19 protein-coding genes are annotated in these 18,924 nt (G+C 68.8%); 16 read left to right on the forward strand and 3 right to left on the reverse strand.

The window, feature by feature from the left end; all coding sequences use genetic code 11:
• Positions 1–129 precede the first annotated feature (129 nt).
• Positions 130–633, forward strand: coding sequence for a helix-turn-helix domain-containing protein (locus JD292_RS08015; protein ID WP_200132209.1), 504 nt, complete (start codon positions 130–132; stop codon positions 631–633).
• 4 nt (positions 634–637) lie between these two features.
• Here the strand turns inward: JD292_RS08015 and JD292_RS08020 are convergent, their stop codons facing one another.
• Entirely contained in the window at positions 638–1,603 is a 966-nt protein-coding gene (locus tag JD292_RS08020) for a zinc-binding dehydrogenase (RefSeq protein ID WP_200132210.1), read from the reverse strand.
• Between the two features lie 135 nt (positions 1,604–1,738).
• Here JD292_RS08020 and JD292_RS08025 point away from each other — a divergent pair, with 135 nt between their 5' ends.
• From JD292_RS08025 to JD292_RS08075, 11 genes are read left to right on the forward strand one after another with little or no spacing between them, the layout of a single operon-like run.
• A complete protein-coding gene (locus JD292_RS08025) occupies positions 1,739–2,581 on the forward strand; it encodes a 2-keto-4-pentenoate hydratase (RefSeq protein WP_200132211.1) in 843 nt (280 codons plus the stop codon).
• On the forward strand, positions 2,578–3,948 hold the full coding sequence (locus JD292_RS08030) for an aromatic ring-hydroxylating oxygenase subunit alpha (RefSeq protein WP_200132212.1): 1,371 nt from the start codon (positions 2,578–2,580) through the stop codon (positions 3,946–3,948). The genes JD292_RS08025 and JD292_RS08030 overlap by 4 nt, the downstream gene beginning before the upstream one ends.
• Positions 3,945–4,286, forward strand: coding sequence for a bifunctional 3-phenylpropionate/cinnamic acid dioxygenase ferredoxin subunit (locus tag JD292_RS08035; protein WP_200132213.1), 342 nt, complete (start codon positions 3,945–3,947; stop codon positions 4,284–4,286). Before JD292_RS08030 ends, JD292_RS08035 begins: the two co-directional genes overlap by 4 nt.
• A 2-nt stretch (positions 4,287–4,288) precedes the next feature.
• Positions 4,289–5,527 (forward strand): NAD(P)/FAD-dependent oxidoreductase, encoded by a 1,239-nt coding sequence (locus JD292_RS08040; RefSeq protein WP_200132214.1) that lies wholly within the window; start codon positions 4,289–4,291, stop codon positions 5,525–5,527.
• A 33-nt stretch (positions 5,528–5,560) separates the two neighbouring features.
• A complete protein-coding gene (locus JD292_RS08045; RefSeq protein WP_233613817.1) occupies positions 5,561–6,160 on the forward strand; it encodes an aromatic-ring-hydroxylating dioxygenase subunit beta in 600 nt (199 codons plus the stop codon).
• A gap of 23 nt (positions 6,161–6,183) precedes the next feature.
• Positions 6,184–7,044, forward strand: a complete 861-nt coding sequence (locus JD292_RS08050) for an alpha/beta fold hydrolase (protein WP_200132215.1) — start codon at positions 6,184–6,186, stop codon at positions 7,042–7,044.
• A complete protein-coding gene (locus JD292_RS08055; protein WP_200132216.1) occupies positions 7,044–7,895 on the forward strand; it encodes an SDR family NAD(P)-dependent oxidoreductase in 852 nt (283 codons plus the stop codon). Before JD292_RS08050 ends, JD292_RS08055 begins: the two co-directional genes overlap by 1 nt.
• On the forward strand, positions 7,892–8,308 hold the full coding sequence (locus tag JD292_RS08060) for a hypothetical protein (RefSeq protein WP_200132217.1): 417 nt from the start codon (positions 7,892–7,894) through the stop codon (positions 8,306–8,308). Before JD292_RS08055 ends, JD292_RS08060 begins: the two co-directional genes overlap by 4 nt.
• Positions 8,309–8,313: 5 nt before the next feature.
• Positions 8,314–9,276 (forward strand): acetaldehyde dehydrogenase (acetylating), encoded by a 963-nt coding sequence (locus tag JD292_RS08065; protein ID WP_200132218.1) that lies wholly within the window; start codon positions 8,314–8,316, stop codon positions 9,274–9,276.
• The gene (gene dmpG / locus JD292_RS08070; protein ID WP_200132219.1) at positions 9,273–10,286 is read left to right on the forward strand and encodes a 4-hydroxy-2-oxovalerate aldolase; all 1,014 of its coding nucleotides are present in this window, start codon (positions 9,273–9,275) and stop codon (positions 10,284–10,286) included. Before JD292_RS08065 ends, dmpG begins: the two co-directional genes overlap by 4 nt.
• A gap of 25 nt (positions 10,287–10,311) precedes the next feature.
• Positions 10,312–11,100: an MBL fold metallo-hydrolase gene (locus JD292_RS08075; protein ID WP_200132220.1), complete on the forward strand. Its 789-nt coding sequence runs from the start codon at positions 10,312–10,314 to the stop codon at positions 11,098–11,100.
• A gap of 25 nt (positions 11,101–11,125) precedes the next feature.
• Here JD292_RS08075 and JD292_RS08080 read toward each other — a convergent pair whose 3' ends face one another.
• Positions 11,126–12,658, reverse strand: coding sequence for a PucR family transcriptional regulator (locus JD292_RS08080; protein WP_200132221.1), 1,533 nt, complete (start codon positions 12,656–12,658; stop codon positions 11,126–11,128).
• Between the two features lie 142 nt (positions 12,659–12,800).
• Between JD292_RS08080 and JD292_RS08085 the strand changes: the two genes are divergently transcribed.
• Positions 12,801–13,913 (forward strand): alcohol dehydrogenase catalytic domain-containing protein, encoded by a 1,113-nt coding sequence (locus JD292_RS08085; protein WP_200132222.1) that lies wholly within the window; start codon positions 12,801–12,803, stop codon positions 13,911–13,913.
• A gap of 44 nt (positions 13,914–13,957) precedes the next feature.
• Positions 13,958–15,385, forward strand: a complete 1,428-nt coding sequence (locus tag JD292_RS08090; protein ID WP_200132223.1) for an APC family permease — start codon at positions 13,958–13,960, stop codon at positions 15,383–15,385.
• A gap of 98 nt (positions 15,386–15,483) precedes the next feature.
• On the opposite strand, the gene JD292_RS08095 is transcribed toward JD292_RS08090, so the two are convergent.
• Complete coding sequence (locus JD292_RS08095; RefSeq protein ID WP_200132224.1) at positions 15,484–16,008, reverse strand: Lrp/AsnC family transcriptional regulator; 525 nt, start codon at positions 16,006–16,008, stop codon at positions 15,484–15,486.
• 326 nt (positions 16,009–16,334) lie between these two features.
• On the opposite strand from JD292_RS08095, the gene JD292_RS08100 reads away from it, so the two are divergent.
• Positions 16,335–17,402: a hypothetical protein gene (locus JD292_RS08100; RefSeq protein WP_200132225.1), complete on the forward strand. Its 1,068-nt coding sequence runs from the start codon at positions 16,335–16,337 to the stop codon at positions 17,400–17,402.
• Entirely contained in the window at positions 17,395–18,921 is a 1,527-nt protein-coding gene (locus tag JD292_RS08105; protein ID WP_200132226.1) for a pyruvate carboxylase subunit B, read from the forward strand. Before JD292_RS08100 ends, JD292_RS08105 begins: the two co-directional genes overlap by 8 nt.
• The last annotated feature ends 3 nt before the right edge of the window (positions 18,922–18,924 follow it).

The raw sequence follows: 18,924 nt of genomic DNA on the forward strand, positions 1-18,924 counted from the left end.
CAACGGGAAAGAGTCCATTATGGTGAGAGTCAAACCGCTGAAGGAAAGGACGGGGCGATGTCGATCTCATCTATTCTGACCAGGAATTCTCGGAAGTTTCGTCAGGATCGAGGGCTGTCACAGGCCGCGTTGGCCGAGCGCAGCGGTCTATCGAAGCAGACCATCGTCGACATCGAGGCCGGTCGCGCGAACCCGACCATCGAAACGCTCGAGACGCTTTCCGAGGGGCTGGGAGTGAGCGTGCGCGCCCTCGTTTCCGAGATGGGGAACGAGGTGATGTTCCAGTCCGGGGAACTCGTGCACTGGCAGGAGCTGGGGTACGCCGCGGTCCGCAGCCTCGACCAGGTCTACGGCTCCGGTTACGTCTACAACGCGGTGCTCAGACTCGAGGCGGCTCGCGGGGCCGCGCGCCCCCGCTCCGGGGCCCGCGGAGTGCTCAGGCACTGCTACGTGCTCGAGGGCAGAGTCGAGCTCGGCCCGGAGGGGCGCACGATCGAGGCCGGTGAACGGGACTTCGTGCGTTTCCCCGGTGAGGGCGCGCACCTCTTCCGCGCGATCACGCCCCAGGCGCTCGTCTTCGTGGTGACGACCACGCCGCAGGCCTCCACCCGCAGCGCGGCGAGTTCCTTCTAGCGCGCTAGAACTCGACCACGAGCTTTCCGCTGACATCTCCGCTCAGCATTCGGGCGAAGCCCTCGGGAATCTCGTCGAAGCGGATCGTTTCGAGCGCGGGACGCACGCCGGTCTCGACGAGCGTGCGGAGCAGGGCCTCGAACTCGGCGAGCGTGCAGCCGGTCGAACCGACGATGCTCAGCTGCTGATAGAAAACCCGGGTGAGATCGGCCGGCGGCATCGATCCGCTCGTGGCTCCCGCGATCACGATCGTGCCGCCGGGGCGCAGGGACCTGAGCGAGTGCGCCCAGCTCGCCTCGCCGATCGTCTCGACCACGACGTCGACCCGCTCGGGGAGGCGCTCGCCGGCGTCGAACACGGCCGCCGCCCCGCGCTCCGCCGCGAAGGCCCGTTTCTCCGCGGTCCGGGCGGTCGCGTACACCCTGGCGCCGGCCGCGCGGGCGAGCTCGATGGCGGCGCTCGCGACCCCGCCGTTGCCGCCCTGGACGAGCACGCGGGTCCCCGCCCGCACCCTGGCGCGCGTGAACAGCATGCGGAAGGCGGTTCCCCAGGCCACGCCGAGGCAGGCGGCCTCGGCGAAGCTCAGCGCAGGAGGTTTGTCGACGAGCAGGCGGTCGGGGACGAGCACGTACTCGGCCAGCGTTCCGTCGATGGTTTCCGACATGAGCGCACGCTGCGGGTCCAGGGTAAGGTCGCCCCCGCCGCGGTTCGCGTCACCGATCACGGGGTGCAGCACGACCTCGCGCCCGTCGTCGGTGACGCCGGCGCCGTCGCAGCCGAGGACGATCGGGATCCGCTCGGCGGGATGCCCGACACCCTTGAGGGTCCACCAGTCGTGCGGGTTGAGCGAGGCGGCCCGCAGGCGGACTCGAGTCCAGCCCTCGCGAGGCTCCGGCACCGGCCGGTCCGTGAGTTCCAGGCCGGAGAGGGGATCGTCGAAATTCTGCGTGACGGCGACGGCGGCGCGCATGGTGCTCCTGACTACTCGGGTGCGGGATCGAAGTGCCGCCCATTGTCGCGGCCGAAGTGACTTGACAGATGCGCGCGTTCCGAGGTTCGGCACAGCGGCCTGCGGGCCGCGCGGATTCGGCGCACGATAGCCAGCATGAACAACGAAGTGATCTCGGAGGCGCTCGACATCGATGCCGCGGCGCAGGAGCTCAGGCGGGCGGAAGCAGCGCTCGTCGGCGTCAGGCCGCTCACCGAGCGCTTCCCCGGGCTCACTCTTGCAGAGGCGTACGCGATTCAGCGCGCGAACATTGATCGCCGCCTCGCCCAGGGCGAACGCCTCACCGGGCGGAAGATCGGCCTGACCTCGCTCGCGATGCAGCGCCAGCTCGGCGTCGACCAGCCCGACTTCGGGGCTATCACCGACGCGATGGAGGTCGCGAACGGCGGCGAGTTCGATCCCGGGCGGCTCCTGAAGCCTCGCCTCGAGGTCGAGTTCGCCTTCGAGCTCGGCGCGGACCTGCCATCGTCACCGACGTACGACGAGCTGGTCGCCGCGGTGAGCGGCGTGGCTCTCGGCATCGAGATCATCGACTCGCGCGTCGCCGACTGGCGCATCACGCTGCTCGACACCGTCGCGGACAACGCCTCGATGGCGCGGGTCGTGTGGGGCGAATTCGTCCCGGCGACGCCCGAGCTGCTCGACGCGCTTCCCGCTGCGGTCGCCACGCTCCTGCGCGACGGTGAGATCGTCTCGTCCGGTCCGGGATCGGCGGTTCTCGGGCACCCGCTGACGTCCCTGCACTGGCTCGGCGAAGCGCTCGGCGCGCAGGGCGACCGCTTCTTGGCGGGCGACCGCGTGCTCGCGGGAGCCGTCGCCGCCGCAACGGACTTCGTGCCCGGTGCGCGCTGGACGGCCGAGGCCGACGGCCTCCCGGGGATCAGCCTGACCTCAACCTCCTCAACCGAACGGGAAAAGAAGGGCGGAACACACTCATGACCATCACCCAGTTGCCGAGTACGCACGAGGGAGAACGTCCCGACGACGTCGAATGCGGCGATCTCTGCCGTCCGCAGGACCTCGCGCGCAGCGTCGACGTTTCGGGCCTCGTCGACCGCAAGAACGGCCTCGTCGACCGCGCCATCTTCACCGACCGGAAGCTCTACGAGCAGGAGCTCGCCCGGGTCTTCGCAACGAGCTGGCTGTTCCTCGGCCACATCGAACAGCTCAAGAAGCCCGGCGACTTCTTCACGACCTTCATGGGCGAGGACCCGGTGATCGTCACGAAGGACAAGTCGGGCCGGATCCGCGCCTACCTCAACTCCTGCAGGCACCGCGGCGCCCGCGTGCTGCGGGCGGACTACGGCGCGACGCGCGCGTTCACCTGCACCTACCACGGCTGGTCCTACGACCTCGAGGGCAAGCTCATCAGCGTGCCGAACGAGGAGGGCTACGCGAAGATCGACTGGGATCGGGACAAATGGGGCCTCGTCGAGGTCGCCCAGCTCGACACGGTCTACGGCCTCATCTTCGCGACCTGGAACCCGGAGGCGCCGCCGCTCGACGAGCAGCTCGGCGACATGAAGTACTACATGCGGGCCTTCCTGGGCCGCGACCCCGAGGGCACGACCGTGGTGGGCGGCATCACGAAGTGGGTGCTGAAGGGCAACTGGAAGCTCGCTGCCGAGCAGTTCGGCACCGACTGGTACCACGTCAACATGTCGCACGCCTCGGCGCTCATGGTGCTCTCGCCCACGGGCAAGGGACCGAAAGCCGAGATCGCGAACACCCCCGGCCGCCAGTACTCCGACGAGCGCGGCAACGGGACCGGCTTCCCCACGCACCCGAAGAGCCGCTTCGACGCCCAGCCCGTCCACGAGTACTACGACTACGACGAACTGCGCGAGCGCCTCGGGCAGGCCGCGGTCGAGGGGCCCATGACCACCGGTCACGCGACCGTGTTCCCGAACTTCTCCTACCTGCCCGTCAACGGTTCGATCCGCGTCTGGCACCCCAAGGGGACCGAGGAGATGGAGATCTGGTCCTGGACCGTGCTCGACAAGGGCATGCCGGAGGAGGTCCGCGAGGCGCAGCGCCTCTACAACCTCCGCACCTTCGGGCCCTCGGGCATCTTCGAGCAGGACGACGGCGAGAACTGGAGCGAGGTCCAGGCCATCTCCCACGGCTGGCGCACCAACACGGTGCCGCTGAACTACCAGATGGGGCTCGGATCCGAGCGCGAAGACGGGGTGTACCCGGGCGAGACGAGCGAACTCTACAGCGACGCGGCCGGCCGCAAGTTCTACGCCCGCTGGGCCGAGCTCATGAACACGCCAGCCTGGCACGAGAAGGAAGCAGAGCAATGAGCGAGGGAATCGCCGTCGCCAGAATCGGCGACATCCCCGAGGGCGAGGGCATCCAGATCGACGCCTCCGTGCTCGGCACCGTCGACAGCGTCGCCGTGTTCAACGACGACGGCGAGTATTTCGCGCTCGACGACACGTGCACCCACGAGACGGCGTCGCTCGCCGACGGCTGGGTCGAGGACGGCTGCATCGAGTGCCCGCTGCACGCGGCGAAGTTCTGCCTCGGCACCGGGAAGGTCGAGTCGATGCCGGCGACCGTCGACGTTGCCCCGCACCGCGTGGTCGTCGAGGGCGACGAGATCCGCGTCATCCCGAACCCGGAACGGCTGGCGAGCTGATCATGGCACGCGACGCAGGATCCGTTCTCATCATCGGGGCAGGGCTCGCCGGCTTCAGCGCGGCGACGCAGCTCAGGGCCCTCGGCCACGAAGCGCCGATCATGATCGTCGACTCGGAGGCGGGCAGCTACGATCGCCCGCCCCTGAGCAAGAAGCTCTTCACCGAGGACTTCTCCCTCGACCGCCTCGCCTTCGCGACGGCGGAGGAGCTGGCGGAGAAGCGCATCGTTCCCCGCTTCGGCGCGGCGGCGATGACGCTCGACCCGGCCACCGGCGAGGTGGGTCTCGACGACGGCACCATGCTGCGGGCCGACACCATCCTCCTCGCGACCGGCGGGCGCGCGCGACGGCTCCCGATTCCGGGAGCCGATCTCCCCGGCGTGCACGTCCTGCGCACCTGGGACGATGCCGTCGGGCTTCGCAGCGCCGTCCAGCCCGGATCGCGGGTCGCGGTTGTCGGGGCGGGACTGATCGGCGCGGAGCTCGCGTCCTCGCTCCGCGACGCCGGAGCCGAGGTCACCCTCGTCGACCCTGTCCCTGTGCCGCTGGTGCCCGCGATCGGTGAGCTCCTGGCCGCCCGCCTGCACGAGATGCACGCGCCCAGGGGAATTCGCGTCGTTACCGGCATGACTAGGGCTTTCGTGGAAGCGAACGGTGCGCTCGCCGTCGAGGTAGACGGCGCAGAGGGAGCACCGATCGCGCCGATCCCGGCCGACGTCATCGTCGTCGGGGTCGGGATCATCCCGAACACCGGCCTCGCCGAGGCCGCCGGCCTCGAGGTCGACAACGGGATCATCGTCGACGAGCGCTACCGCACGAGCGCCGCGCGCGTCTACGCCGCAGGAGACGTCGCGCGGACGCGAAGCGCCGACGGCGAACTCGAGCGACGCGAGGAGCACTGGGACGCCGCGCAGGTGAGCGGGAAACGCGTCGCGGCCGCGATACTCGGCGAGGAACTGCCGGAGCGCGGTGCCTCGTGGTTCTGGTCCGATCGCCACGGGATCCACCTCGAGGCGACCGGACGGCTGAGCGGGACCGGCGAGATCGTCGTGCGCCACGGTGGCGAGCATCCCGCCGTCTTCCTGATCGAAGACGGGCTGCTCCGCGGCGCGGCCGCGATCGATGACACCCAGCTCGTGCGGGCGGCGCGGCGCATCATCGATCAGCGGATCCCGGTCGCCGCCGCCGAACTCGCCGACTCGAACGTGCAACTCCGGTCACTGCTGAAAGCGAAGCGCTGATCGGCCATTTGGACAAGAGACAGGAATGAGATCATGACGGAAGACACGCTGAACCCGTACACCCTGAACGGCGCAACCTCGGTCTCGACCTCGATTCTCGAGGACGAGGTCGACGGAATGAAGCTCGCCGACCCGCAGACCCACTTCGAGCTCAACCAGTTCTACTTCCTCGAGGCGGAATTCCTCGATGACGGCCGTTTCGCGGACTGGCTCGAGATGCTCGCCGACGACCTCCACTACTGGGCGCCGACGCGCTCGAACCGCGTGCGGCGCCAGCAGGCGCTCTCGATCGCGGCGCCGGGCGAGGCCGCGTTCTACGACGAGACCAAGGAATCGCTCGCCTGGCGGATCCGCCGCTTCGACTCCGGCATGGCCTGGGCTGAGGATCCCCCGAGCCGCACGCGGCATCTCGTGTCGAACATCTCCGCGCGCGAACGCCCCGACGGGCTGCTGCAGGTGCGCAGCGCCTTCATCGTCTACCGCAACCGGTTGCAGACCGAGGTGGACATCTACGCGGGCGGGCGCAACGACGTCATCAGGCGCGGCGGCCCCCACGGCTTCGAGGTCGTGAAACGGACCCTGCTGTTCGAACAAAACGTCCTGCTGATGAAGAACATCAGCACCTTCTTCTAAACCGAGCGTCAGGAGCGAAACGCATGACCAGCAGCGAACTGCGCGAGCGCGTCGTCGAGACGACGCTCGGCGCGATCCACGTCACCGAGGTGGGGGAGGGCACCCCGCTCGTGCTCATGCACGGTGGCGGCCCGGGTGCGAGCGCGCTCGCCAACTACCGTGCCAACCTCGAGGCGTTCGCGGGCTTCCGGGTGATTCTTCCGGATCAGCCCGGTTTCGGCGGCAGCTACCGGCCGAGCGAGGCCGAGCTCGAGGCGCGCTCGATCACGGAGATCACGGTCGACGCGATGATCCAGACCCTTCACGCCCTCGGCGTCGGCGACTACTTCCTCCTCGGCAACTCGCTCGGGGGCGCCGCCGCGCTCGGGATGGCGATCGCGCAGCCGGAGCGCGTGAAGAAGCTCGTGCTCATGGCCCCTGGCGGCGGCTGGGCGCCGATCACGACGCCGCTCCCCACCGAGGGGCAGAAGGAGATGTTCCGCTACTACAACGGCGAGGGCCCGACCGTGAAGAAGATGCGCAACTTCATCCGCGTCATGGTCGCGAACCCGAAGCTGTTCGACGAGGCCGAGGTCGAAGCGCGCTACGAGGCCTCGCTCGACGAGAGCCACATCGAGTTCTACCACCGGTACAACGCGGCGTTCGCGAAGCGCGGCGGCATGGACCCGCTGTGGCGCGACCTCGGCAGGATCCGCGCAGACACCCTCCTGCTCTGGGGTCGCGACGACCGCACGATCACGCTCGACGGCGCCGGCCTCATGCTGAAGCAGATCCGCCGCGTGCAGTTGCACGTGTTCGGGAACTGCGGGCACTGGGTGCAGGTCGAGCGGAAGGCCGAGTTCGAGCGGCTCGTCGCGGACTTCCTCACGGACGGGTCGGAGTGATGGCGGGCTGGCTCGAGGGCGACGTCGCACTCATCACGGGCGGCGGATCCGGGATCGGCCAGGCCGTCGCGCTGCGCTTCCTCGAGGAGGGCGCGACAGGCGTCGCGATCATCGGCCGCTCGCTCGACCGCCTCCAGGCGACCGTCGACGCCGCCGGCGAGCACGCCGACCGGATCCTCCCGATCGCGGCCGACGTCCGATCGTCCGCGGAGCTCGCCGGGGCGGTGGCGGCGACCGTCGAGCGCTTCGGCAAGCTCGACATCCTCGTGCCGAACGCCGGGATCTGGGATTTCAACAGGTCGCTGACGCGCACCACCCCCGAGGAGATCGAGCGGATCTACGACGAGCTCTTCGACATCAACGTCAAGGGCTACCTCCTCGCCTGCTCCGTCGCCTGGCCCGAGCTCGTGAAATCGTGCGGGAACATCGTGATGACCCTCTCGAACGCGTCCTGCTATCCGGCGGGCGGCGGCCCCGTCTACACGGCCGCGAAGCACGCCGCGCGCGGCCTCGTCACCCAGCTCGCCTACGAGCTCGCCCCCAAGGTGCGGGTCAACGGCGTGGCCATCGGCGGCCTGCGGACCGATCTGCGCGGCCCGGAATCCGCGGGCATGCAGGACCGCTCGATCGAGGCCGGGTTCGCGAAGCGCGAGGGGAAGGGGGAGGACGTCACCAGCAACATGTGGCTGCCCCTGCACGACGCCAGCGTCGATCCCGCCGACTCCACCGGGCCCTACGTGCTTCTCGCATCTCGAAACAACTCGGGCGTCATCACCGGCGCCATCCTGAACGCCGACGGCGGCATCGGCGTTCGCGGATTCGCAACTGCCGCAGGAGGTGATGACCTATGACCACGATGATCGACGGACCGCCGCTCGCCCCGGACTTCACGGGCGTGCAGGCCGTCAGGGGAATCGACGGGGCGCGCTCCGAGCTCGGATACCGCCGTTCGCGCGGCGGCCACCTGCGCGACGCCTACCCCTCCGGAACGCACGACCTCGAGCTCGGATTCAGCGGCGCCCCCGATCCGCGGGCGGTCGCCGACTACACGGCGGCCCTGCTCCGCGCCGACGAGCGCTGCCGGCGCGTGGTCCTGGCCGTGCCCGAGCTCGACCTCGACGCGATCTCGTGGGCCGAGGATGCCGGATACCGGTACGTCATCGACGTGGAGACCGTCACCGGCGGCCACTCCCTCCTCGTGACCGAACCCCAGTGGGTGATCGACCAGCCGGCGATCCTCGAAGACATTCCCCTGAAGGAGTAAGAAGTATGAGAGCTCAGGCGAAAGTCGCCATCATCGGTTCCGGCAATATCGGCTCGGACCTCATGTTCAAGGTGCTGCGCTTGTCGGACGTGCTCGAGATGGGCGTGATGGTGGGCATCGATCCCGCCTCCGACGGCCTCGCCCGAGCGCAACGACTCGGCTTCGAAACCACGGCCGACGGCGTAGAAGGCCTGATCAAGAGCCCGCAGTTCGACGAGATCGAGGTCGTCTTCGACGCGACGAGCGCGGGCGCGCACCGCTTCAACGCGGAGAAGCTCGCGCCGTACGGGAAGAAGATCGTCGATCTCACCCCCGCGGCGATCGGCCCGTACGTGGTGCCAGCAGTGAATCTCGATCAGCATCGCGACGCCGACAACGTGAACATGGTCACCTGCGGCGGCCAGGCCACGATCCCGATCGTGCACGCGATCAGCGAGGTCACCCCGGTGCTGTACGCCGAGATCGTCGCCTCGATCGCGTCGAAATCCGCGGGGCCGGGCACCCGCGCGAACATTGACGAGTTCACGGAGACGACCGCCGCGGGCCTCGAGCAGGTCGGCGGAGCCGCGCGCGGCAAGGCGATCATCGTCCTCAATCCGGCCGATCCGCCCATGATCATGCGCGACACCGTGCAGGTGCTCGTCGGCCGCCAGGACGAGCCGGGCCGCGCCGCGATCGCCGAGGCGGTGGAGCGCCGCGTCGCCGAGGTGGAGCAGTACGTGCCCGGCTACCGGCTGAAGCAGCGGGTGCAGTTCCACGACGTCGGAGCGGAGACCGACGGGCTGGTACCCGAGGGCTCCCGCAGGGCCGACGGCTACACCCACGTCACCGTGTTCCTCGAGGTCGAGGGCGCCGCGATGTACCTGCCGAGCTACGCGGGCAACCTCGACATCATGACGAGCGCGGCGATGCGGACGGCCGAGCAGCTGGTGCTCGCCGCGCGAGAGAAGAAGGAGACGGCCGCATGAGCCACAGCGTATTCCTGCAGGACGTGACCCTGCGAGACGGCATGCACGCCATCCGCCACCGCATCGAGCCGGAGCGGGTCGCGGAGATCGCCCGCGCGCTCGACGAGGCCGGCGTCGACGCGATCGAGGTCACCCACGGCGACGGCCTCGGCGGGTCATCGCTCACCTACGGCGCCGGTTCCCACACGGACTGGGAGTGGATCGAGGCGGCAGCCGCGGTCGTGAAGAACGCGCGCCTCACGACGCTCCTCCTCCCCGGGATCGGCACGATCGACGCGCTCAAGCACGCCTACGATCTCGGCGTGCGCTCGGTGCGCGTCGCGACGCACTGCACGGAGGCCGACGTCTCGGCGCAGCAGATCGCGGCGGCGCGCGAACTCGGCATGGACGTCTCCGGCTTCCTGATGATGGCCCACCTGAATGACCCGGCCGGGCTCGCCCAGCAGGCGAAACTCATGGAGTCGTACGGGGCGAACTGCGTCTACGTCACCGACTCGGCCGGCCGGCTCACGATGGACGGGGTGCGCGAGCGCATTCGCGCCTACCGGGACGTGCTCGATGTCGGCACCGAGATCGGCATTCACGCGCACCAGAACCTCTCGCTCGCCGTCGCCAACTCGATCGTCGCGGTCGAGGAGGGAGCGTATCGCGTCGATGCCTCCCTCGCCGGTCACGGCGCTGGCGCGGGAAATACCCCGATCGAGCCGTTCGTCGCCGTCGCGCAGCTGCAGGGGTGGAACGTGGGCGCCGACCTCTTCACGCTGCAGGACGCCGCAGACGACCTCGTGCGCCCGCTGCACGATCGCCCGGTTCAGGTGGACCGTGAGACGCTGACGGTCGGCTACGCCGGCGCGTACTCGAGCTTCCTGCGCCACGCCGAACGCGCCGCGGAGACCTACGGGCTCGACGCCCGCGACATCCTCGTCGAGGTCGGCCGCCGACGCTACATCGGCGGCCAGGAGGACATGATCGTGGACGTCGCGCTCGACATGGTCGAGGCGCGGAAGTAGGGCCGGATCGGTTCGGGGCGATCCCGTGCTCCAGCCCCTCGAGGCCGCGGAGGGACCCGAGCCGATCCTCGTCAGGGCCCCGAATCCGGGGATCATGACGCTCGAGGGAACGAACAGCTGGGTGATTCCCTGTCCCGACGGGAAGATCGCGGTGGTCGACCCGGGTCCGGCCGACCTGGGTCACATCGCCGCGCTTGAGCGGCGGGGCGAGATCCGGGCGGTCCTGCTCACGCACCGGCACCGCGACCACTCCGCAGCGATCGAGCTCCTCGCCGAGGGCGTGCCCGTGTACGCGGCCTCGCCGGCGATGGCGCGCGGGGTGCCGCCCGCGGTCGACGGGCAGGAGATCGCCCTGGGAAGCGCCTCCATCAAGGTTCTCAAACTTCCCGGTCACACCGATGATTCACTCGGTTTCGCGCTCGCGCCCTCGGGCGGGAGGCCGGTGCTCTTCACGGGTGATGCCCTCCTCGGCGGGCGCAACTCGACGCTCCTCGTCGCGCGCGACGGAGGCACGCTCGACGCGTACCTCGACACGCTCGAGCGAATGAGCTCGCTCGAGGGCTGGCGCGGCGCACCCGGCCACGGCCCGGCGATCGCGGACCTCGCTGCTCACGCGCGCGGCGCGATCCGGCACCGCGTCGGTCGCCTCGACGAACTTCGCGCGGCGCTCGCCGCGGACCCCGGCGCCTCGCTCAGCGCCTTGGCGGAGGCCCGCTACCCCGGGGCGCCGGATCGTCAGCGGATCGCGATCCGCATGCTCGAGGTCGAGATCGCGTATCTTGCGGGGGCTGGCCGGCGGGAGGGAACGGAGTAAGGCGGGGAACGGGGAAAATCCCGCGTCACATCGGCGCTGCCGCCGCGCTCGAAATGCCGAGCGCACGCAGTGCGAGCCAGATCGCCGCGCGGTCGTCGGGACGATCCACGGAAAACCCGGTCAGGGCCTCGATCCGGCGGAGGCGGGAGACCAGGGTCTGGCGGTGTATCCCGAGCCGGGCGGCGCTGGCGCGGTGTGCGCCATTGGTCGTCAGGTAGACGAGCAGGGTTTCAGCGAGCTCACCGTGCGCCCCGGAGGGGTCACGCAGCCCGTCGAGTGCTGCCGCGAGCTGGGCGGAGGCCTCACGTGGCAGCGCTTCGATCACGAGGGAGACCGAGGGCAGCTCCGCGTATCGGAGGACGCCGGTGCCGTCTTCGAGTGCGGTGTCGAGCGCGAGCTGGGCCTGCAGCGCGCTGCGCTCGAGCAGCTCGGCCGGCGCGGGCAGGCCGAGGCCGAGGTGCAGCGAGCCGGCCCCGAGCGGAGTGAACGCCGCAACTCGCTCCGCGAGCTCCTCTGCCAGCGCGTCCGGCACGAACCCGCGAACACGTGCGCCGTCGAGCGCGTAGATGTGCTCGGCGCCAATTTCGTCGAGCCAGCGCGAGAGGGCCCGCTCGAGGTCGATCGTCCGGGTGCGCGTTGCGAGCTGGAATGCGGTGAGACTGCGGTCGAGAACGCCCCATCGATGCAGCAGCTCTGCCGCGGCCGAGCCGCCCCCGTTCAGGATCCCCAGCAGGGCCTCCCTGCCGAGGTGTTCCGAGCGCGAGGGGTCGTGCGTGCGCAGGAGCAGGTCGAAGAGCGCGGCGGCCTGCGACGCGAGGTCGCGGTTCCTGCTGCGGACGCTCGATCGGGAGGCAATGACCAGATAGCCGGTTCGATCGCGATCGGTGCCCACCTGGTGCACCTGGAGGCCATCGTGGCGGACCCGCACGGGACGCCCCAGCGCCACGGCGACGGCGTCGTCGATATGCAGCTGTCCGGCGCCAGCGGTGGCGATGACCTGTCCGTTCGCATCCATCAGCACCGCCCAGCCGTCGACGCGGTGGGCGAGTTCCGCGATCACAGCGGTGGTGCCCCCGCGCCGCGCCACCTGGGTGAGCACTTTCGTGCCCGTGAGAACGAGGCGGTCTGAAGCGGCCTGGTCGTTCGCGATCATTGCGACGAGGCGGGCGTGGAGCGCGGCCTGCGCGTCCACCGAGGTGCGCACCGCCACGGCGCCGGCCGCGCTGCCCGAGGGGTGCGGTCCGCCGGCGCGACGCACGTGTCCGGCCCCGAGGATCCCCGTCATCTCGTGCGCAGCGAGGAGGGTACGCAGCTCGGGTCCGTCTGCGCCCGTCACGAACACGGCTCGCGCGGTGATCTCGGCCGTTTCGCCGCCCGCGAGCAGCCGCTCTCGCAACTGATCGACCGGGCCGGTGATCAGGGTTGCGAAGTCGGCGCTCCCGTCGAAGACGTACTCGTCGAGGTGGGCGACCCCGTCGATTGGGGCGTGGCCGGGGACCCGGTGGGAAACGCACTCGCCGCCGAGCGCGCGGACGACGGCGCGGAGGTCGAGGGTCATGGCCAGAGTGTACCAAATGGTGGACACGGGGTCGATATTCGGACCGATGGTGCAGTGACAATCCGGTGGCGGGATCCCTACCATCTCGGTAGCGCGATTCGCGACATCCACCGTCGCTCGCATTTTCAAAGGAGAGAAGCGCATGAAGGCAGTCGTATTCCGGGAACCGAATACCCAGATCACCATCGAGGACGTGGAGCTTGCAGCGCCGAAGGCGGGCGAGGTGCGCGTCAAGATCGCCGCTGCCGGCGTCTGCCACTCGGATCTGCACGTGAAGCAGGGTGACTGGGGGATGCCGACGCCGCTCGTGATGGGCCACGAGGGTTCCGGCGTCGTCACCGAGCTCGGCGAGGGCGTCACCTCGCTCGCCGTTGGTGATCACGTCGTGCTGAGCTGGGTGCCGCCGTGCGGAGAGTGCCGCTACTGCCTGCAGGGTCACGAGGCCCGCTGTCAGAAGGTCGCGACGATCGTCGCACCGAAGGGTGTGCTGTTCGACGGCACGACCCGCCTGAGCATGACCGGTGCGGACGGCGCCGAGGAGACGCTCCACCACTACCTGGGAGTCTCGTCCTACGCGGAAGAGGTGGTGGTGCCGGCGTCCGGTGCGATCAAGGTCCGCGACGACGCTCCGCTCGACGTGATCGCCGTCGTCGGCTGCGCGGTCGCGACGGGAGTCGGCGCCGTCATGAACACTGCGGCCGTTGAGCCCGGATCCACCGTCGCCGTGATCGGTTGCGGTGGCGTCGGCCTCAACGTCGTTCAGGGCGCAAAGCTCGCCGGTGCCGAGCGCATCATCGCGATCGACGTCGTGCCGGAAAAGACCAGCATGGCCATGCAGTTCGGTGCGACAGACCGAATCGACGCCTCGGAACGCGACGCCGTCGAGCAGCTCTTCGAACTGATCCCTGACGGCGTCGATTACGCCTTCGACGCGATCGGCAGGACGGTCACGACCGAGCAGTCGATCAAGATGCTCGGCCTGGGTGGGGCAGCGGTCATCGTCGGCCTGCCGCCGACCGGGGCGAAAGCCTCGTTCGAGCCGCTCGTTCTGGGCGAGGCCGACCAGCGCATCCTCGGCTCAAACTACGGCTCGGTGCGCCCCTCGATCGACATCCCCGCGCTCGTGGACCGCTACATGGACGGCCAGCTCAAGCTCGACCCGTTGATCTCGGGCCGCCGGCCGCTCGCCGAGGCGGCGGAGGCGTTTGACGACCTCGAGGCCGGCGGCGTCCTGCGCACGCTGCTCATCCCGTGACCCTCCGCAGTTCCGAGATCCAAACCGCTCAAAGGAGAGCAACCATGTCAACTACACAACAGTCGAGACCGGTCGATGCGGGTCTCCGCCGCGGCGTGATGGGCGGTGCGGAACTCGGGGCTCAGGCCATCGCGAACATCGCCCCGAGTGCGGTCCTCGCGTTCACCGCGGCGGCGATCTTCGTGAGCGCCGGGAATGGAACGCTGCTGTCGCTGCTGTTCGCGACGATCGTGATCCTCAGCGTCGGCTGGTGCGTCGCGGTCTTCGCGCGAAAGAACGCGTCGGCCGGTTCTATTTACACCTACGTGGCCAAGTCGCTCGGGCCGACGGCCGCGTACGTTGCCGGTCTCGCCCTGATCATCGGGTGCTGGGGTGTCACTGCGGGGTCGCTCGGAGGCGGGGTCTCGTACGCCGCCGACCTGCTGCAGGCGTTCGGGGTGCCGGCTGCGGGGCTGGTCGGATTCTGCATCTTGACCCTGGTGCTCGGCGCGATCACGACCTTCTTCACGATCCAGGGAATCCAGATTTCCGCGCGCGTTTCGTTCGTGCTCGAGATCGCCTCCGTCCTCATCATCCTGACGCTGTTCGTCACGTCACTCATCGTGCTCGGGCCCGACGCGTGGGATCCCCAGCAGTTCAGTCTCGAGGGCGCGCCGCCGCAGGGGATCGCCGCCGGTATGGTGCTGGGCGTGCTCGGCTTTGCCGGGTTCTCGTCGGCCGATGCGCTCGGTCGCGAGGCGAAGCACCCCTACCGGACCATTCCCCGCGTGATCATGTGGAGTGTCGTGGGCATCGGACTGATCTATCTCTTCGGGGCGTACACGCAGATCGCCGTGCTCGGAGACGAGCTCGCGGGGTCGGCGAACCCGCTGCAGGACATTGCCGACAAGATCGGCATGCCCGGCTGGTTCACCATGTTCCTGCTCTTCGGTGTCGCGGCCTCGTTCTCCGCGGTGTGCATCGCCGCGCTCAACGTCCTCGGCCGGATCGTCTACGTCATGGGGAAGGAGGGGGTGGTGCATGAGAGCCTGGGCCGCACCCATCGAAAGCACCTCACCCCGCACCGCGTACTGCTCATCGGCGGCGTGCTCTCCGTTGCCGTCAACATCGCGCTCCTGCTCGCCGGGGTGCATCCGATGGACATCGTGGTCTGGCTCGACACCTACGGGGTGTACGGCTACATGGTCGCCTACGCGCTCGTGGCGTTCGCCTGCGCGGTGTACGTGCGGAAGATGGGGATGCCGCGAAAGCTCGTCACGGTGTGCGCGGTCATCGCCGTCCTCGCCATGGCATACATCTTTTTCGCGAACGTCTGGCCGGTGCCGGCGTTCCCGCTGAACCTGCTGCCGTACCTCTTTGTGGCGACGATGGCCGTCGGTATCGCGTGGTTCATCCGCGTGAAAAAGGTTCGTCCCGAGGTGCTGAGCCGGATCGGGAACACGGAGACCGACGCCCTCGAGGGGATCGGTTAGCCCGTTTCAGGGAACGATCTTCCCGCTGTGGTGCGCGCCCGGGGCCTGTTCGGCCTCGGGCGCGCTGTGCTGTTGGTGCGGGGACCGGGGCAGCGTGGTCAGCTCTGCTCGCGTTCTCCCCGCATCACGGGGAAGCCGTCGACATGGTCCATGTGCTGTGCCGCGATGAGGTGCTCGAACACGATGTGCGCCTGCGCCGAGGCGACAGCGGGGTCGGCCGCGATCTTCTCCGCCACGAGGTTCTGCAGCTGGCTGCTCGAAGTGCACGCGACATGCACGAGCAGGTCGTAGCTGCCGCCCATCAGAAACACGTTCACGACGTTGATAAATTTGACCGCCCGCTCCGCGTAGTCGCGTCCGCTGTGCTGGGCGCCGGGCTTCAACCGGATGAATACGATCGCGTGCAGGTCGAGACCGAGGGCGGTCATGTCGTACTGCGCGTGCGTCGACGCGATGACGCCGGATTCGCGAAGCGCGCGAAGGCGAGTGAGCGCAGTGGAGGGCGCCACGTTCACGCGCGCAGCGAGCTCGTTGTTGCTGATGCGCGCCTCCCGGCGGAGCTCCCACACGATCTTCTCGTCGATGGCGTCGAGGGGACGCCCGTCTGGAGTCTGCTGAGGCACGGTTCTGGCTCCCAAAGATTTTTCTGCAGGGCGGGTCTGGAACCCACCGTAGTCGAAGAATTTTTGAACCGTGCATGGTTTCAAGAATTTTTGAGCCCGATGAGGGGAATCTGCTGGATTCTTCGCCGCTTTTCGTAGGATTGGAGACAGGGCGGCACCGCAGCGAAGACGCAGGGGAAAGAACCGGACAGCTCAGCGGAAGCGGGCACCGGCACCCATCGGAACCGACCGCCCCAGGCCGAAGCGGACGATGCTTCGCGGCCGGATGACCCGCGCGTCGACCTCCTGGTTCGACGCTGATTTTGGCAACCCGCAAAGGAGTGGACATGACTGATCGGATTCCGCCTCGAGTGGTGCTCGTCGGACTCGGGGCCGTTGGACGCGCGGTGGGCGCCCGAGTCATCGCCGACGGACGCGCCCGCGTGATCGGGGCCGTCGATCGTGCGCCAGCTCTCGCTGGCGTCCCGCTCGACGATCTCCTGCCCGGCGCGGCCCCGGAGGCGCCGGTCGTCACGTCGATTGCCGAGGCGCCGGACGCAGACGTCGCTTTCGTGGCCACGACCTCCCACATCGCCGGAGTCGAGCCGGCGATTCTGGAGCTCCTCGATCGCGGAATGCACGTGGTGAGCATCGCAGAGGAGCTGGGATACGGCCACTACGACCACCAGACGATCGCTGCGCGGATCGACGAGCGGGCCACTGCGCGGGGGCTCACCGTCCTCGGCACCGGCTGCAACCCGGGGATCCTGCTCGACACCCTGCCGCTGCTCCTCACCGGCCTCACCTCGGAGGTCACCCGAGTGACCGTCCGCAGGACCGCCGAGATGTCCGGTTACGGCGGAATCCTCGCGAAGTTCGGCTTCGGCCTGGACGAGCAGGCATTCGCGCGGGCGCGCACGGGCGGCGAGGTGATCGGTCACGTCGGGTTCCGCGAGTCCGTGGCGGCGCTCGCCGCAGGTCTGGGCTGGCAGCTCGAGGAGATCGAGGTCGACGATCCGGCAGCCGCCCTGCTCGCGCCGGCGCCTCGAGCCACCTCGCATCTCACCCTCGACACGGACTCGGTCGTCGTGGTCCGCCACGCGGCCCGCGGGCTCGTCGGCGGGGACGTGGTGATCGATGCGGTCATCGACTTCGGCATTTTCGAGGAGGGCGATCCGTTCCCCGAGGGGGATCGCTGGTTGATCGAGAGCGAGGCCCGCACGATCGAGTTCGCGAGTAGCCGGATCGACAGCTCCGGCGCGACCGTGTCCGTCGCGGCCAATGTCATTCCCTCGGCCGCCCACCTGCCTCCGGGACTCCTCACCATGGCGGACCTCCCGGTGCAGACGATTGCCGGCCGAGCGGCCCCACGAACAGCCACGCACACGAGCAAGGGAGCGACACACCATGTCTGAGCACGCACAGGTCAACATCGCGGAGGTGATGAGCCGCGGCGGCCGCCCCGCCGGCAGCCGTCGGGAGGTGAAGATCATTGATACGACGCTCCGCGACGGTCACCAGAGCATCTGGGCGACGCGGATGCGCACCTCCCACATGCTCGACATGGTGGAGCAGTTCGATGCCGCCGGTTTCGAGCACGTCGACCTGATGGCGCCGATCCAGTTCGACGTCTCCGTCCGCTATCTCAAGGAGGATCCGTGGGAGCGGGTGCGGCTCATGCACCGGCACGCTCCGAACACCAAGTTCCGCGCCCTGATCCGCTCGAAGAACCTCGCAACCTTTGATTTCCTCCCCGACGATGTCATCGAGGCGTGGGTCGATCGTCTCGTCGCGAACGGTTTCCGCGTGATCGGCGCGTTCGACGGCCTGAACGACGTCGACAACATCTCGGCAGCGCTCCGCCAGGCCAAACGCCTCGGGGCGGAGACCTTCGGCGCCGTGTCCTTCTGCGAGTCTCCCGTGCACACGGACGAGCTGTTCGTCGCGAAGGCGCAGGAACTCATCGAACGGGCAGAGGTCGACCGGATCATGTTGAAGGACGCCGGCGGTCTCCTCACCCCCGACCGGATCCGCACGCTCGTCCCCGCGCTCAAGGGCGTGATTGGCGACCGGCCACTCGAGGTGCACACCCACAGCTTGACGGGCCTCGCCCCGCTCGTCTGTCTCGAGGCCGTTGAACTCGGCGCGGACTCGATCCACACGTCTATCGCCCCGCTCGCCTCGGGCAACGGGCAGCCCTCCACGCAGGGCACCGTCAGAGATCTCCGGGCTCTCGGCTACACCGTGAACGTCGACGACGCACAGGTATCCGAGATCAGCAGCAAGATCCGCCGGATCGCGGAGGACGAGGGCAAACCGCTCGGAACTCCCGCCGAGTACACGGGCACTCACTACATGCACCAGACGCCCGGCGGCATGCTCTCGAACTTCACCTCGCAGCTCGAGACGGCCGGACTCGCGGATCGCTTCGACGAGCTCATGCAGGAGGTCGCCAGGGTCCGGGCAGAACTCGCCTACCCGATCATGATCACCCCGTTTGCCCAGCACGTCGGAACCCAGGCCGTCATGAACGTGATGTCTGGCGAGCGCTACAGGGTCGTGCCGAACGAGGTCAAGAAGTACGCGCTCGGCTACTACGGCAAGCCCCTCGCGCCCCTCGACCCCGAGGCGCTCGAGAAGATTCTCGCGAACGGAGCCTCGAACATTGCCGACGAGCCCGCGCCGATCCCGCCCATGCTGCCCTCGCTCCGCGAGCGCTACCCGGACGAGGACATCGATCTGTGGCTGCTCCGCGCGCAGTTCGCGGGGACGCAGGTCGACGAGATGAAGAAGGCAGCGGCCGAGGGAGGCTCCCGGGGCGATTCCGGGATGCCGATCCTCGACCTCGTGCGATCGCTGTACGAGGGGGCAGGCACGGGCCGGCACGTGCTCACGAGCGGGGATCTCGCGATCGCCATGGACAAAGGAGAGTAACAA

Source organism: Leucobacter edaphi, assembly GCF_016522535.1.
GTDB lineage: Bacteria > Actinomycetota > Actinomycetes > Actinomycetales > Microbacteriaceae > Leucobacter > Leucobacter edaphi.

Excerpts from the sequence above, each read along its gene's own strand:
- JD292_RS08020 (WP_200132210.1), bottom strand. The coding sequence starts at position 1,603 with ATGCGCGCCGCCGTCGCCGTCACGCAGAATTTCGACGATCCCCTCTCC.
- JD292_RS08025 (WP_200132211.1), top strand. The coding sequence starts at position 1,739 with ATGAACAACGAAGTGATCTCGGAGGCGCTCGACATCGATGCCGCGGCG.
- JD292_RS08030 (WP_200132212.1), top strand. The coding sequence starts at position 2,578 with ATGACCATCACCCAGTTGCCGAGTACGCACGAGGGAGAACGTCCCGAC.
- JD292_RS08035 (WP_200132213.1), top strand. The coding sequence starts at position 3,945 with ATGAGCGAGGGAATCGCCGTCGCCAGAATCGGCGACATCCCCGAGGGC.
- JD292_RS08040 (WP_200132214.1), top strand. The coding sequence starts at position 4,289 with ATGGCACGCGACGCAGGATCCGTTCTCATCATCGGGGCAGGGCTCGCC.
- JD292_RS08045 (WP_233613817.1), top strand. The coding sequence starts at position 5,561 with ATGACGGAAGACACGCTGAACCCGTACACCCTGAACGGCGCAACCTCG.
- JD292_RS08050 (WP_200132215.1), top strand. The coding sequence starts at position 6,184 with ATGACCAGCAGCGAACTGCGCGAGCGCGTCGTCGAGACGACGCTCGGC.
- JD292_RS08055 (WP_200132216.1), top strand. The coding sequence starts at position 7,044 with ATGGCGGGCTGGCTCGAGGGCGACGTCGCACTCATCACGGGCGGCGGA.
- JD292_RS08060 (WP_200132217.1), top strand. The coding sequence starts at position 7,892 with ATGACCACGATGATCGACGGACCGCCGCTCGCCCCGGACTTCACGGGC.
- JD292_RS08065 (WP_200132218.1), top strand. The coding sequence starts at position 8,314 with ATGAGAGCTCAGGCGAAAGTCGCCATCATCGGTTCCGGCAATATCGGC.
- dmpG (WP_200132219.1), top strand. The coding sequence starts at position 9,273 with ATGAGCCACAGCGTATTCCTGCAGGACGTGACCCTGCGAGACGGCATG.
- JD292_RS08080 (WP_200132221.1), bottom strand. The coding sequence starts at position 12,658 with ATGACCCTCGACCTCCGCGCCGTCGTCCGCGCGCTCGGCGGCGAGTGC.
- JD292_RS08085 (WP_200132222.1), top strand. The coding sequence starts at position 12,801 with ATGAAGGCAGTCGTATTCCGGGAACCGAATACCCAGATCACCATCGAG.
- JD292_RS08090 (WP_200132223.1), top strand. The coding sequence starts at position 13,958 with ATGTCAACTACACAACAGTCGAGACCGGTCGATGCGGGTCTCCGCCGC.
- JD292_RS08100 (WP_200132225.1), top strand. The coding sequence starts at position 16,335 with ATGACTGATCGGATTCCGCCTCGAGTGGTGCTCGTCGGACTCGGGGCC.
- JD292_RS08105 (WP_200132226.1), top strand. The coding sequence starts at position 17,395 with ATGTCTGAGCACGCACAGGTCAACATCGCGGAGGTGATGAGCCGCGGC.